Source organism: Flagellimonas sp. ABD4_174, assembly GCF_056160185.1.
On the sequence record NZ_JBSWWP010000001.1, the window covers coordinates 2,810,661 to 2,825,409 of the forward strand.

At 42.2% G+C, this 14,749-nt stretch carries 12 protein-coding genes and 1 riboswitch; of the genes, 9 read left to right on the top strand and 3 right to left on the bottom strand.

The window, feature by feature from the left end; all coding sequences use genetic code 11:
• Positions 1-33: 33 nt before the first annotated feature.
• Complete coding sequence (locus tag ACXAFK_RS12540) at positions 34-1,896, bottom strand: TonB-dependent receptor plug domain-containing protein (protein WP_474957981.1); 1,863 nt, start codon at positions 1,894-1,896, stop codon at positions 34-36.
• Between the two features lie 69 nt (positions 1,897-1,965).
• A riboswitch (cobalamin riboswitch) is annotated at positions 1,966-2,189 on the bottom strand.
• Between the two features lie 55 nt (positions 2,190-2,244).
• On the opposite strand from ACXAFK_RS12540, the gene ACXAFK_RS12545 reads away from it, so the two are divergent.
• The 6 genes from ACXAFK_RS12545 (at position 2,245) to ACXAFK_RS12570 (ending at position 7,668) form a co-directional block, all read left to right on the top strand.
• Complete coding sequence (locus ACXAFK_RS12545) at positions 2,245-3,396, top strand: ABC transporter substrate-binding protein (protein ID WP_474957982.1); 1,152 nt, start codon at positions 2,245-2,247, stop codon at positions 3,394-3,396.
• Complete coding sequence (locus ACXAFK_RS12550; RefSeq protein WP_474957983.1) at positions 3,397-4,428, top strand: FecCD family ABC transporter permease; 1,032 nt, start codon at positions 3,397-3,399, stop codon at positions 4,426-4,428. It begins immediately after the preceding gene.
• Positions 4,428-5,207, top strand: coding sequence for an ABC transporter ATP-binding protein (locus tag ACXAFK_RS12555; RefSeq protein WP_338196075.1), 780 nt, complete (start codon positions 4,428-4,430; stop codon positions 5,205-5,207). The genes ACXAFK_RS12550 and ACXAFK_RS12555 overlap by 1 nt, the downstream gene beginning before the upstream one ends.
• Before the next feature lie 133 nt (positions 5,208-5,340).
• Positions 5,341-6,675, top strand: coding sequence for a DNA recombination protein RmuC (rmuC, locus tag ACXAFK_RS12560; RefSeq protein ID WP_474957984.1), 1,335 nt, complete (start codon positions 5,341-5,343; stop codon positions 6,673-6,675).
• 10 nt (positions 6,676-6,685) lie between these two features.
• Positions 6,686-7,051 (top strand): 6-phosphogluconate dehydrogenase, encoded by a 366-nt coding sequence (locus tag ACXAFK_RS12565; protein WP_293296239.1) that lies wholly within the window; start codon positions 6,686-6,688, stop codon positions 7,049-7,051.
• A 71-nt stretch (positions 7,052-7,122) separates the two neighbouring features.
• Positions 7,123-7,668 carry an acyl-CoA thioesterase gene (locus ACXAFK_RS12570; RefSeq protein ID WP_224837791.1) on the top strand — a complete coding sequence of 182 codons (546 nt, stop codon included), beginning with the start codon at positions 7,123-7,125 and terminating at the stop codon, positions 7,666-7,668.
• Here ACXAFK_RS12570 and pgl read toward each other — a convergent pair.
• Entirely contained in the window at positions 7,649-8,374 is a 726-nt protein-coding gene (pgl, locus tag ACXAFK_RS12575) for a 6-phosphogluconolactonase (protein WP_474957985.1), read from the bottom strand. The genes ACXAFK_RS12570 and pgl overlap by 20 nt on opposite strands.
• A gap of 132 nt (positions 8,375-8,506) precedes the next feature.
• On the bottom strand, positions 8,507-10,039 hold the full coding sequence (zwf, locus tag ACXAFK_RS12580; RefSeq protein WP_474957986.1) for a glucose-6-phosphate dehydrogenase: 1,533 nt from the start codon (positions 10,037-10,039) through the stop codon (positions 8,507-8,509).
• Between the two features lie 168 nt (positions 10,040-10,207).
• Here zwf and gndA point away from each other — a divergent pair, with 168 nt between their 5' ends.
• The 3 genes from gndA (at position 10,208) to ACXAFK_RS12595 (ending at position 14,671) form a co-directional block, all read left to right on the top strand.
• Entirely contained in the window at positions 10,208-11,617 is a 1,410-nt protein-coding gene (gndA, locus tag ACXAFK_RS12585; RefSeq protein ID WP_474957987.1) for an NADP-dependent phosphogluconate dehydrogenase, read from the top strand.
• 10 nt (positions 11,618-11,627) lie between these two features.
• On the top strand, positions 11,628-12,479 hold the full coding sequence (locus ACXAFK_RS12590; protein ID WP_474957988.1) for a ChaN family lipoprotein: 852 nt from the start codon (positions 11,628-11,630) through the stop codon (positions 12,477-12,479).
• 161 nt (positions 12,480-12,640) lie between these two features.
• Positions 12,641-14,671, top strand: coding sequence for a S9 family peptidase (locus ACXAFK_RS12595; RefSeq protein WP_474957989.1), 2,031 nt, complete (start codon positions 12,641-12,643; stop codon positions 14,669-14,671).
• Positions 14,672-14,749: the final 78 nt, after the last annotated feature.

The window sequence follows — 14,749 nt, forward strand, 5'->3', positions numbered from 1 at the left end:
TAAAAAAGCGGCCGATCGGCCGCTTTTCTTTTTTTAAAGGTTCAGGCTGAGGCCGACCCTAAAGTTTCGTCCTCTGGTGGTGAACCCAAGCAACTCCCTATAATCCTCGTTCAACAAATTATCCGCGTTCACAAAAACATTTAATTTGTTTTTGATCAACTCATGCTGAACAGAAAGATTCAATATTGAAAACGGGTCAAGGGCTACATCGGTAAAAGTAGAAAAATCAGTATCAAAACGCTCACCGGTATAGGCATAGCTTAAAGATACATTGGTACTTTCACAAAACTGATACCATAAAGAAACATTGGCCTTGTGCTTGGGAATACGTATGGCATTGTCGCCTTTCCGTTCCGTAAAGGTATAATTGGCATTTACACTAAAATTGCTCAAAGGCAACCAAGTTGCTTCCACTTCCACCCCGTTGGCATCAATCTCATCGGCAACATTTATCGTTGTAAAGTTAGCATCGTAACCAATGGCATTTGTTTCGTTTCTATCAAAATAAACCGTACTGATTCTTAATGTATTGTTCAATTTAAACTCCACGCCCGCCTCAATAGTGGTATTTTCTTCTGGCTCCAAGTCTGGGTTTCCACCAAAAGCACCGAACAACTGGGTCAAGTTCGGTGTAATATAAGAGGTTGCATACGATCCCATCAATTTTATATACCCTTTATTCGTATCAAATACATAAGATGGGTTCAGGTTGTACACAAAATGGTTTCCATATTCGGAGTGATTGTTCAAGCGGGCACCTGCATTCAAATTCAATCCAAAATCCGAAACATAGACCACATTGGCATAAGGATCTACAATGGTAAAATCAACCTCCTCCGCAAAAATAGCCTCGTCCTTAATATAGTTTACTCCAAGTATCGTATGGAACTGCTCTCCAAAAACATATTTATGGTACACATCCAATACCCAATTGTTGCCTTCGGTAGTGCTTTCACCAAAAGTATCGTTGGCCATGGACTCGTAATCTGTATAGGCCGCATTTAAGTGAACCGATCCTTTGCCATACTCAAATTCAGAGGAAACCCCAACCCTTTGCTGCTCGTTCTCCCCTACATTTGGAGCTTCGGCCAAAGAAGCATCATATTCATTCCAAAATTTGGTTTGATTGCCATATAGCTGAACGCCGAACCTTTCCGTAAATTGATAGCCAAACCTTACATTGGTGCTGTAATTTGAAAAAACATCCTCTTCATTTTCAGGTGTCACAGCAGCAGACAATCCACTTTTGTACCGATTGGAAAAATCCACCCCATAATTGAACTTGCCCAATGTGCCATTTACATTTGCGGAATTTTGAATGCTACCTATATTATAATTCTGGTCCTCCGCAGTTTGATTGGTCCCGACACTGGTTTCAAAATTACCGGCCATCTTCTTTTTGGAACTCTTTTTTGTTGTAATGTTGATCACCGCAGTAACTGCATTGGTTCCGTAAAGTGTGCTGGCCGCACCTTTAATGATCTCAATGGACTCAATTGTACTGGGAGACAGCAGACGTAGATCATATTCGGCAGAAAATGTGGATGGGTCGGCCACACGAACGCCATCGATAATGATCAAGACCTGTCTGCCACGGCCACCCCGGGCGTAAACCCCTAGCACATCGCCATCCCTGCCCCGGCTACCGGCAATCTCGATACCACTTTTTGTGTTGATGATCTCGGCAACCGTTCTGCCTTGGTTTCGCTGCATTTCCTCAGCTGTGATCTTGATTACCGTTTTTCCTGAGTTTTCACGCTTCAATTCAAATTTTGAGTCGCTAACAACAACCTCGTCCAGTTGTTGAACTTTAAGTGAATCTTGCTGTATCTGTTGTGCAAAGATCCCCTGTCCCGCCAATAAAGCGGTAATTAACCATAAATGATTTTTCTTCATTTCGTTTAATTGAATAAACGGGAGAATAGTATGTGTTGCATACGTAAACCTTTATCCCGAAAGTTTAACAATGTTTGTTTGAATGTGGCAGGTCTCCTGGCTTGTGTTTTGCCTCCTACCTTCCCGCCCATTGGACAGTGGTTTTAGAAGATGAGACAAACGCCCAATACTTACTTTTAAAAAAACAGTAATTCTTGGGCACAACTTACAGTTGCGGGAACAGCTCCGGATTTGCACCGGATTCCCTTTTAATCCCACGGAAAACCGTGAGAACCAAAATTCGAGGCCAAAGCTAATCAATCTGTTTAATCTTTTTCCTCAAAAATTAAATAATCTTACTTTTGGGCCATGGCAAAACAACAATGGTCAATTCTAGTTTTAGGATTTCTTTTGATGACTTCGGTAGGTTGCAAACAGGGAAAAAAACAGCAACCTTCCCAAAATCAAGAATTAGATTCTAAAGTAAAATATGCAACCGGATTTAAAGTAACCAAAGAGACCGATCTTACAATAATAGAGGTCACCGGGGCTTGGCCCGGGGCAAAAAGTTTTAAATATGCGTTGGTTCCCAAGGAAAAATTACCGTCCATTACTCTACCAAAAGATGCATACGATGCCATTATCGCCACCCCAGTAGAAAAGGTGGTGCTTACTTCCACTACCCACATAGAACCCTTACAAAAACTTGGGGCGTTAAATACCGTAATCGGCTTTCCAAATACGGACTACATTTCAACACCCGAGGCCAGAGAGCGAATTTCGGCAGGGCACATAAAGGATTTGGGAATGAATGATGTTCTCAACACAGAAATGGTACTGGCCCTAGACCCCGAACTTATTTTTGGATTTAGCATTAATGAGGAGAACAAGGCCTACGATATTTTAAAACAGGCAGGAATTCCAGTAGCCTACAATGGTGATTGGGTGGAGCATACCCCGCTCGGTAAAGCCGAATGGATCAAGTTTTTTGCTCCATTTTTCAATAAGGAAGCCCTGGGCGATAGTATTTTCACAGAAGTTGAATCATCTTACAAACAAGCAAAAGAGATTGCAAAAAAAGCAAAATCCAAACCTACCGTGCTAACTGGGGGACTTTACAAGGATGTGTGGTATGTGGCTGGGGGACAAAGCTGGATGGCCCGCTTTATAAAAGATGCAAATGCCGATTATGCGTGGGCTTCCACACCCGAGACAGGAAGCATTGGGCTAAGTCTCGAATCGGTTTTGGAAAAAGCCCAAGATGCCGAATTTTGGTTTAACCCATCAGCACAAACCACTTACGACCAAATAAAAGCCGCAAATACACATTACGGCCGGTTTTCTGCTTTTACGAACCAAAAAGTATATTCCAATGCCATTGAAAAAGGCGAAACCGGTGGACTTATTTTTTACGAATCGGCACCTCACCGACCCGATGTGGTCTTAAAGGATTTTATTAAGATATTGCATCCGGAATTATTACCAGAACACCAGCTGCAATTTATCAAACCCATAAAATAAATGCCATTCACAAGAACATATCGCATTTCCTTTTTGCTATTGTTGGTTGCATTATTATGTTCTTCGTTGTTGAATATTAGTTCAGGATCGGTTTCCATCCCCTTTGCCGACGTGCTATCTATTTTGCTTGGAAAATTGCCAAAGACAGACTCTTGGGAATATATTATATGGAACTATCGGATTCCAAAAGCATTTACCTCCATATTGGTTGGCGCAGGATTATCCTTGAGCGGTCTTTTAATGCAAACATTGTTTAGAAATCCATTGGCCGAACCTTTTGTTTTGGGAATAAGTTCCGGGGCCAGTTTGGGTGCCGCACTACTGTTAATGGGGTCAACATTTTTAACCGGTTTTGCTACCTTTTCTTTTTTGAGCGATGTTTCCCTTGCCATCGCGGCCAGCATTGGAAGCTTTTTGGTTCTCTTTGTTGTTATGCTTGTCGCACAACGGGTAAAGGACACCATGGCTTTACTGATCATTGGTTTGATGTTCGGTAGTATTACCTCGGCCATAGTCAGTGTGCTCGCTTATTTTTCGAGCGCAGAAAATTTACAACGCTTTATTTTTTGGTCGTTCGGAAGCGTTGGGAACCTATCTATTGACCAATTATTGCTTTTAGGAACTATTGTTGCCATGGGGGTGTTGCTCAGTGTGCGCTCCATTAAATCATTGAACGCTTTTTTGTTGGGTGAAAATTATGCGCAAAGCTTGGGGGTTTCCTTGAAAAAATCACGATTGACCATCATTATCGCCACTGGATTATTGGCCGGGGGCATCACAGCTTTTGCCGGCCCAATAGCCTTTGTTGGCCTGGCCGTTCCGCACCTTACCCGTCAAATTTTTGATACCATGGAGCACAAAGTATTGATCCCGGCCGTAATGCTGTACGGGGCCATTTTAATGTTGTTGTGCGATACCTTGGCCCAATTGCCCAACTCCGCTAGTGTATTGCCCATAAACACCATCACCTCTTTGGTCGGTGCACCGGTTGTTATTTGGATTTTGGTCCGTAAACGCAAAATGATGTTCTAATGGCTAAAGTTGACGAAAACATACTATCCATAAAGGATTTGGCCATTGGATACGATTCAAGAGTCGTAGCTGAACATATCAATTTTGACTTAAAAGCTGGAATGCTCTGCGGAATTGTGGGCATAAACGGTATTGGAAAATCTACTCTACTTCGCACTTTGGGCGGGTTTCAACCCAAAATTTCCGGTGATATAATTTTGAACCATAAAAACTTGAAAGATTACACCGCTTCCAATTTATCCAAAGAACTTAGCGTGGTATTGACGGAGCAACCTGCTTCTAAAAATCTGACCGTTCAAGAATTGATTGCCTTGGGCCGCCAACCGTACACCAATTGGTTGGGCTCACTTACCGAACTGGACAAGGAGCAGATACGATCAAGTGTGGCCGCTTTTTTGCTGGAAGACCTTAAACACCGAAAATGCCATGAGCTCAGCGATGGCCAGATGCAGAGGGTACTGGTGGCCCGCGCCATGGCACAGGACACCTCCATTATTTTGCTGGACGAACCTACCACCCACTTAGACCTGTACCACAAAGTACAGATTCTTAAAATGCTCCAGGAATTGGCCCACAACAAACATAAAACCATCCTTTTTACAACCCATGAAATAGAATTGGCCATCCAACTGTGCGATCGAATATTAATTTTGGACGGTAAGGACCAACCCTTTGGCGACCCCTGCAAATTGATAGAAAAGCAGCACTTTGACCGTCTTTTTCCATCGGAAATGGTAAAGTTTGATGCTAAAACCGGTACGTATAAAGTTTCAAAATAGGAACAACATTCCTGATGCACAAAACTGCTTTTTTAAATCAAAACAGTCAATATTTATATTGTGGATTTCCTACAAAGCCCAAATGACATTTTATCTTTGTAATCCATTATCTTTATCTTCAATAAACAATTTAATGAGCACAGTATTTATCTATTTGATTATTGGCTTAATAGCAATGGCCCTGGGCCTTTTTGTCGGTATTTATATCCAAAAACTGAAAACCAAATCGAACGAAAGTGTTTGGGGGGAGCGGGAACAACAACTAAACGCCACTATCACATCCCTAAAAGATAGAATACAGCTAAACGAGGAGGACCAAAAACAGTTGCAACGGGAAAAAGAACAGCAAAGCAATCAAATTGTTCGGTACCAAGCAGATTTGGAGAACCTTCAAATAAAGAACAAAGAGCAGAAAGAAGAAGTTGAAAAGCTACAGGAAAAATTCACAAAGGAATTCGAAAATTTGGCCAACAAAATTTTGGACGAAAAAAGTGAAAAATTCACCAAGAGCAATAAGGAGAACATAGAAAACATCCTCAGCCCTCTCAATAAAAAGATTAAAGAGTTCGAGGAAAAAGTTGAAAAATCCCAAAAGGAAAACATTAGCATTAACTCTTCCCTAAAACAACAGTTGGAAAGTCTTCAACAACAAAACTTAAAAATTACCCAAGAAGCCGAAAACTTGACCAAGGCCCTAAAAGGCGACAGCAAAATGCAAGGTAACTGGGGCGAATTGGTATTGGAGCGCGTTTTAGAAAAATCCGGCTTGGAAAAAGATCGGGAATACAGTGTGCAACAAAGTTTTAAGCGTGAAGATGGCAGCAGGGTTATGCCCGATGTGATCATCCACTTACCTGACGGCAAAAAAATGGTGGTAGATTCCAAGGTATCGCTTACCGATTACGAACGTTTTACCAATGCAGAAGAAGAGGATAAAGCTAAATTTTTAAAAGACCACATTAATTCACTGCGCAGGCATGTGGAACAACTCTCCTCCAAAAAATACGAGGATCTCTACGAAATGGAAAGCCCTGATTTTGTTTTAATGTTCGTTCCGATAGAACCTGCATTTGCCATCGCCATTAATGAGGACAATTCTCTCTACAATAAAGCCTTTGAACAAAATATTGTTATTGTTACCCCGTCTACCCTATTGGCTACCCTTAGAACCATAGATTCGATGTGGAACAATGAAAAACAACAACGAAACGCTATGGAAATTGCTCGTCAGGCTGGAGGCCTTTACGATAAATTTGTCGGTTTGATAAATGATCTGGACTCGGTGGGAAAAAGTATTAAAAAGTCACAGGAATTTTATATTGGAGCAATGAAAAAGCTTTCTGAAGGAGATGGGAATTTGATTAGAAGAGTTGAAAGGTTAAAGAAGATGGGGGCTAAAGCCAAAAAGGATATGCCTGAAAATTATTTAAAACGCGCCCACGAAGACGATTTTGAAGAACTAAACTAGAGAACGAACCATGAAAAAATTCCTTACCATTTTTATTGCTGTCATTGTAATTGGCACATTGGGATATTTTGCATTTGTATATTACGTTCCCTATAGCGAGGGATACCGTTCCGGGGAACTGATCAAGTTCAGTAGAAAAGGTGTATTGGTAAAAACATGGGAAGGACAGATAAGCCAAGGATTATCCGGAACCAATGTATTCTCCTTTTCGGTGGAAGATGGAGAAAAAGAAATCATTGAAAAAATGAAGGAATACCAAGGACAGTATATTAAAATGACCTACAAGGAGCGCTACGCCACCTTTTTCTGGTTGGGCGACACCAAATACTTTATCACCGAGGTAAAATCCGAAAAATCACCCATTTTTAGAAATTAAAGCTATCTTTTTACGACCGCATACAAAGGAAACCAACTTTTCTCTTTGAAAAAACGAGATAATTATAAACTATGAAAAAGTTCAAATCATCCAGAGAAAGTAGAGTGTCCATAACCGAACTTATGTTGCCCTCCCACTCCAACTTTGGTGGAAAAGTTCACGGTGGGCACATCCTAAACCTTATGGATCAAATTGCATTTGCCTGTGCGTCCAAGCATTCACAAAGCTATTGCGTTACAGCATCGGTAAACCGGGTGGATTTTCTTAACCCGATCGAAGTTGGCGAACTGGCCACGCTAAAAGCGTCCATCAACTATACCGGTAAAACTTCTATGGTGGTGGGAGTACGTGTTGAGTCCGAAAATGTAACTACGGGAGAAGTAAAACATTGCAATTCCTCTTATTTTACCATGGTCGCCAAAGGAAAAGATGGCAAAAACAAAGCAGTGCCCGGACTTATCCTAAAAACAAAGCAGGATATACGCCGCTTTGCCCGCAGCAAGGAACGTAAACAATCAGCGTACAAACGCGATAGCAAATACGAATCCAACAACTTTAAAGTAAACGAATATTTAGAGTTTTTGGAAGGTGAAAATGTTAAGATGGATCTTGATTGAGCTTGGCCGCTGCTTCCTCGTCCAAAAACCAAACTAAATTTCCTGATGCAGGATTCACCAAAGAGGCAGGGTAAACTTCGGAGCCTTCGGTTTTTTCCACTACCACCTTCACTTTTTCGGCTTTTGATGCCCCTGTGACCAAAAAGGCCACCTCTTTGGCCGCATTGATCACCTTGCCATTTATGGATACCCGTTTTTGACCGGACTCTGGATGATTGGCAACTACACAATGGTCATCGGAATCCCAAAGTTCTATCTCGTGCGGAAATATTGATGCTGTATGCCCATCATCGCCCATGCCCAATATTACCAAATCAAATTGGGGAACCCCTTGCACCCTATCGAGATCAATTTCCAATAGATTGGCATATCGCATTGCTTCGTTTACGGGATCCTTTTCACCCAAAATACGATTGATGTTCTCCTTGGGCACCTCTATTTTAGAGAAAAGATGCTCAACCGTCATTTTATAATTGCTCTGATCATCGGTCGGCGGCACACAACGCTCATCGCCCCAATAAAAATGTATTTTGTTCCAATCCACTGTACCTGCATATTTCTGGGCCAATAGATCAAAAACTATTTTTGGCGTACTACCGCCGGACAAGGCCACATGAAAAGCACCTGCCTCTTTCACTCTATTTACAAAATAGTCCGAAAAATTTTCGGCTACTTCCTGCTTGTCCCTATATATTTTTAACTCCATCTTAATTTAGTTTTCGGTTCTCGACTTTTAGTTCGGCTACGCCCAGTATTATAATTATAACAGAGAAGTATTGACCATTGCCGATTGCTTTCTGCTTACTGCTTACTGCTTACTGCTTACTGCTTACTGTATTTAACAAATCACACAATATCCCGGGTCGTCGGCTAAATTCTCGCTAGGATTGCGCCAGTATCCTTCTTCTTCAATTAGGTCATCGGCATTTTCAGGTCCCCAGGCCCCTGCACCATATCCGTACATACGAACATCCTTGCCATTTTTCCAATAATTTAGAATCGGATCTACAAACTCCCATGCCGCTTCCACCTCATCCGCTCTGGCATACAAGGTTGCATCACCTTGCATACAATCCAGCAATAGGCGCTCATAGGCTTCCATTACATAGGTTTCGACCAAGCTGGAATAGTAAAAATCGAGATTGGCCCTTTCCACCTTGAAGCCTTGACCCGGTACCTTGACCCCGAACTTGACCAGTATTCCCTCATCTGGTTGTATCCTTACAATGAGTTTATTGTCCATTTCCTGCATTTCGGAACCTTTAAATATTTGGTGGTGCGGTTTTTTGAAATGAATAACGATTTCGGTCACCTTTGTGGGCATACGTTTGGCCGTACGCACATAAAATGGAACACCGTGCCAACGCCAGTTATCCACGTAGAATTTTACTGCGGCATAGGTTTCTGTGGTCGAATTTGGGTCCACCCCATCCTCATCACGGTACCCTTTTACGGTTTCGCCTTTAATGGTAGACCCTACATACTGGGCGCGAATGGTGTTTTCTGCCAATTCTTTTTCGTCGGTCATTATGCGCAAAGACTTTAAGGCCTTTACCTTTTCGTTTCTGATCTCTTCGGCCTCAGAACCAATTGGAGGTTCCATAACCACCAAGGATACAATTTGTAGAAGATGGTTCTGGAACATATCGCGGAGCGCACCGGACTTGTCATAATATCCACCACGTTTTTCAACGCCAACGCTTTCCGCATTGGTTATTTCGACATGTTGTATGTAGTTGCGGTTCCATAAAGGTTCAAAAATACTATTGGAAAATCGGGTCACAAGTAAGTTTTGTACCGTCTCCTTGCCCAGATAATGATCTATTCTATAGATCTGATTTTCCTTAAAGTACTGGTGCAAGCCTTTGTTCAGTTTTTTTGCGGTTTCCAGACTGTAGCCAAATGGTTTTTCCACGATCAATCGTTTCCAACCATTGTTTTGGGTATTCATCCTCACTTCCGAAAGTCTATGTGCAATAGTCTCGTACAAGGTTGGCGGGGTCGAGAGGTAATATATGATGTTTCCCGAGGTATTGTGTTTTTCTTTAAGTGATTCGACACGTTTTCGCAGGTTGGAGTAGTCCGTATCATAATCATCCCCTATATCCTCATAGTAGAGTTTATCGGCAAAGCCCTTGAGTTTAGCCTCATCGATATTCTTGGTCTTTTCGGTCAAAAAAGAACTGTTGTAAACAACCCGTTCACGATAGGCTTCGTCCGAAAGATTGCTCCGGCTTACACCAAGTACCACATAGTTTTTTGGCAACTGGTCGGCCATGTATAGATTAAATAGCGATGGAATAAGTTTTCTAGCGGTCAAATCACCTGATGCCCCAAAAATCACGAGCATCTGATTCTCTGTCTTTTTCATATATTTTTTTGTTTTCTGGCGAGTATTGCATCAAAGGTTCTTACCCTTTTTCAAGTTGGTATCATTATCTTTGAGCATCACGAAGATAAGGTTTATTTTAGGTTCATAATTCAATAAACATCAACCTTAGTGTTGTCTTAACAATAAAAAAGAGCAGAAAAATACATCATGGCAAATACATACGATTTTGGTCTTGTTGGCCTGGGAGTAATGGGACGTAATTTTATTCTTAATGTGGCGGATAACGGATTTACCGCATTCGGAAACGATTTGGATGAAGAAAAGGTGAACGCCCTGATAGATGAAGGTGGAGATGCGGCCAAGGTCAATGCTACCTCCGATATTAAAACTTTTGTACAATCCCTGACCATGCCTCGCAAAATTATGTTGTTGGTACCGGCAGGTAAAATTGTGGACAGTGTAATCGATGGGCTTTTGCCCTACTTGGATAAAGGTGATATTATCATTGATGGTGGAAACTCGTTCTACACCGACACGGATCGCCGTGAAGCTTATTTAAAAGAAAAAGGCATCAACTTTTTTGGAGCTGGTGTTTCGGGAGGTGCCAAAGGTGCTCGTAAAGGTCCAAGTATTATGCCAGGCGGTTCCAAGGAAGCTTACCAGCACGTAAAACCCATTTTCGAAGCTGTTTCCGCCAAATACCAAGGTGAACCCTGCGTAACTTATTTAGGTCCAAAATCTGCCGGCAACTATGTAAAAATGGTGCACAATGGCATTGAATATGGATTGATGCAGCTTACCTCGGAAATATACGATCTGCTTAAAAAGGCAGGGGGACTTTCCAACAGCGAACTGCACAACACATTTTCTCAGTGGAACAACGGAAGGTTACAATCGTTTTTGGTCGAGATCACTTCCGAAATATTTGCCCAAAAAGATGACTTGACCAACAATGATCTGGTAGACATGATTTTGGATAAGGCCAAACAAAAAGGAACGGGCAAATGGACCTCTCAAAACGCAATGGATTTGGGAATTCCCGTACCCACCATAGATATTTCCGTGAGTATGCGAGAGATTTCCGCATTGAAGGGTGAACGCACAAAAGCGGACGAATTGTATGATCGCCCTCTCCCAAAAGCTGTAAACAAATCCGAATTTACCAACAAAGCGGAACAAGCTTTATATTTTGCCTTTATTATTACTTATGCTCAGGGGATGCACCAGTTATCCGATGCCTCCAAGGAATATGGTTACGAATTGGAACTGGGGGAGATCGCCAAAATATGGCGCGCCGGGTGTATTATCCGTGCCGCACTATTGGCCGATATCACCGAGGCCTACCAAACCGATAAGGATTTACAGAACCTATTACTTTCCCCTTCTTTTGTGGAAAAAGTGAAAAGCACTGTAGATGCCGCAAGAGAACTGGTAAGTTATGGTGCCGAGAATGGTATCCCGTTACCTGGATTATCCAACGCACTCACCTATTTCGATGCCTATACCAGTAGCCGTTTGCCATTAAATTTGATTCAGGCACAGCGCGATTATTTTGGCTCGCATACCTATGAGCGACTGGACCGTGAGGGTATTTTCCATACAGAATGGGAAAAATAAAATGTGGGTTATGAAAAAGGTATTCCTGTTAGTTGTATGCTCCTTTTGCTTTTCCACCATAAATGCTCAAAAGATACCATTCGTTATTTATAACGCCAAAGGCAAAAAGGTCTCTTACAAAAAAATGTTGAAGACCATGGAGAAAAAGAATATGGTATTGTTCGGTGAACTCCACAACAATCCCATTGCGCATTGGTTACAATACGAGCTCACTACCGACCTCCATACCAAACGGCCACTTATTCTTGGAGCAGAAATGATCGAAGCCGATAACCAAAAGGAGCTTAACGATTATTTGTCCGGAACAATAGATTACAAAGCATTGGATTCCACCGCAAGACTTTGGAACAACCATAAGACCGACTATGCTCCGTTGGTCGATATTGCCAAGGATAATGATCTTGTTTTTGTAGCATCCAATATACCTAGACGCTATGCTAGCATGGTTTACAAAGGTGGTTTTGAAGCATTGGACACATTGCCCTCCAGAGAAAAGGAATGGATTGCCCCCTTGCCCATTCCATACGACCCCGAATTGCCAGGATACCAGAATATTCTAACCATGATGGGCGATCACGGTAGCCCCACATTGGTAATGGCACAAGCGATCAAAGATGCTACCATGGCACATTTTATTCTTAAGAACTATAAAGAGGGCTCTCTTTTTATACATTACAATGGAGCCTACCATTCCAACGATTATGAAGGTATTCTTTGGTATTTACAATTGAACAGACCCGACTTGATCTACGGAACCATCTCGACCGTTATGCAGGAGAATGTGCATCAACTGGATGAAGAAAACATAGGAATAGCCGACTTTATTATTTGTGTGGACAGTAACATGACGACCACCTATTAATCATTACCGAGCAGCAGAGAACAGTCAACATTTCTCTAATTGACCCCATACATTTCCGATAAGGCACGGTCCATTTTAAGTACCATCTACAACTATTGCCACATACCAGCCCCAACCCGGGATAAAATCCTTATTTTTAAGACACTAATCAACCCGTAATCATGAAAAAAATCATCGCTACCTTATTATTGTTTGTGGCCATAAACCCATTAGGATTTGGTCAAGTACAATCGAACCTTGAATTGTTGGATATCTTTAATATGGAATATGTATCCGACCCTCAAATTTCTCCCGATGGCTCCAAGATCATCTATGTCAGAAACTTTAAGGATATTATGACAGACCGGAACCTCTCCAATCTTTGGATCATTAATTTTGACGGTTCCAATAACCGCCCGCTCACCACGGGCAACCATAACGATTTTGCCCCAAAATGGTCGCACGATGGCAAAAAGGTCGTTTTCAAATCCAATATGGCAGATGACAAAATGAAACTATATCTGATGTGGTTGGATACCAAAGAAACCTTGGCTTTGACCAATACTCCCCAGTCGCCTGGACAGGTATCGTGGTCCTATGATGATTCGTATGTGGCATTTAACATGTTTGTTCCCGAAGCCAACCAATCCATTATTAAAATGCCGGCAAAACCAGAGGGAGCCAAATGGAACGCTCCCCCTAAGTATATTGATAAAATGAACTATCGCGGAGATGGTGCGGGCTATTACAAAGGAGGCAACTCCCAACTATTTACTTTGCCCATTTCCGGTGGAACGCCAAAACAACTTACGTTTTCCGAGTTCGACCATGGCGGCCCTATCTGGTCCAAAGACAACTCCAAGTTATATTTTAGTGCCAACTTCCATAAAGATGAAGAAATGGAACCTGCGGATAGCGAGATCTATTCGATAAAAATCGATAATGGTGAGTTAACCCCATTAACCGATCGTTACGGACCAGATGGCAATCCAGTGTTATCTCCCGATGGTACAAAAATCGCCTATCTCGGATACGATGATCGTTTACAGGGATACCATGTAACCCGACTATATGTGATGAACTCGGACGGTTCAGATGCTAGAGTAATTTCTCAAAATTTTGATAGAGATATCGAAGATATGGCGTGGAACAGCAAAGGCAACGGCTTCTATTTTACATACACTGACCAAGGTATGGGAAAATTGGCATCCATTGATCTTTCTGGCAAAGTGGGGGATATCACCGATGGCTTGGGCGGTCTTTCCTTGGGCAGACCCTACAATGCTGCCAGTTTCTCCGCTTCGGCCAACAATAAGTTTGCCTACACTTTAGGAAACACCGACCATCCGTCCGATCTTGGAGTTGTCGATACCCGAAGCCATAAACGATTAACCGCTTTGAACAACGACTTGTTCTCCTTTAAAAAGTTGGGCAAAGTAGAAGAGATGTGGTGGGAGTCCTCATATGATCAGCGAAAGATACAAGGTTGGGTGGTTACACCTCCCGATTTTGACCCCGACAAAAAATACCCTATGATCCTGGAAATCCATGGAGGGCCCTTTACGAGTTACGGCGCCGTGTATTCCGCAGAAATTCAGGCATACGCTGCAGCAGGCTATGTAGTTTTATATACGAACCCAAGAGGCAGCACCAGCTATGGAGAAGAGTTTGGCAACCTAATTCATCATGACTATCCCAATCACGATTACGACGATTTAATGTCCGGCGTGGATGCCCTTTTGAAAAAAGGCTATGTGGACGACAATAATTTATTTGTGACCGGGGGATCCGGTGGAGGAGTGCTTACCGCTTGGATCGTGGGCAAAACAGACCGGTTTAAAGCTGCAGTTGTTGCAAAGCCCGTTATCAATTGGGCCAGCTTTGTCCTATATGCCGATGGGGTACAGTTTTTCTCCAAATACTGGTTTGGAAAAAAACCATGGGAGGATCCAGAAAACTATTTTAGACGTTCTCCGTTAAATTATGTGGCCAATGTAAGTACTCCGACCATGTTATTGACCGGCGAAGAAGATTATCGGACGCCAATTGCCGAATCGGAACAGTTTTATGCCGCTCTAAAATTAGAAAATGTGGAGACCGCGATGGTCCGAATTCCGGGTGCATCTCATGGTATAGCCAATAAACCCAGTAACTTAATTGCCAAAATAGCAAGTGTTTTGGCATGGTTTGATAAACATAAGGCAGAAAACTAATTCAAGTACCTCGTCCTTTTTTCCAACTGTAAACAGCACGAAAACATAGTCGGCCATAACCTAAGGCCTGAACGATTT

What these genes read in the sequence shown, in the direction of transcription:
- ACXAFK_RS12540 (WP_474957981.1), bottom strand. Translation starts at nt 1,896, where the DNA reads ATGAAGAAAAATCATTTATGGTTAATTACCGCTTTATTGGCGGGACAG.
- ACXAFK_RS12565 (WP_293296239.1), top strand. Translation starts at nt 6,686, where the DNA reads ATGAAAAAATTCCTTACCATTTTTATTGCTGTCATTGTAATTGGCACA.
- rmuC (WP_474957984.1), top strand. Translation starts at nt 5,341, where the DNA reads ATGAGCACAGTATTTATCTATTTGATTATTGGCTTAATAGCAATGGCC.
- ACXAFK_RS12550 (WP_474957983.1), top strand. Translation starts at nt 3,397, where the DNA reads ATGCCATTCACAAGAACATATCGCATTTCCTTTTTGCTATTGTTGGTT.
- ACXAFK_RS12595 (WP_474957989.1), top strand. Translation starts at nt 12,641, where the DNA reads ATGAAAAAAATCATCGCTACCTTATTATTGTTTGTGGCCATAAACCCA.
- gndA (WP_474957987.1), top strand. Translation starts at nt 10,208, where the DNA reads ATGGCAAATACATACGATTTTGGTCTTGTTGGCCTGGGAGTAATGGGA.
- ACXAFK_RS12590 (WP_474957988.1), top strand. Translation starts at nt 11,628, where the DNA reads ATGAAAAAGGTATTCCTGTTAGTTGTATGCTCCTTTTGCTTTTCCACC.
- ACXAFK_RS12555 (WP_338196075.1), top strand. Translation starts at nt 4,428, where the DNA reads ATGGCTAAAGTTGACGAAAACATACTATCCATAAAGGATTTGGCCATT.
- pgl (WP_474957985.1), bottom strand. Translation starts at nt 8,374, where the DNA reads ATGGAGTTAAAAATATATAGGGACAAGCAGGAAGTAGCCGAAAATTTT.
- ACXAFK_RS12545 (WP_474957982.1), top strand. Translation starts at nt 2,245, where the DNA reads ATGGCAAAACAACAATGGTCAATTCTAGTTTTAGGATTTCTTTTGATG.
- ACXAFK_RS12570 (WP_224837791.1), top strand. Translation starts at nt 7,123, where the DNA reads ATGAAAAAGTTCAAATCATCCAGAGAAAGTAGAGTGTCCATAACCGAA.
- zwf (WP_474957986.1), bottom strand. Translation starts at nt 10,039, where the DNA reads ATGAAAAAGACAGAGAATCAGATGCTCGTGATTTTTGGGGCATCAGGT.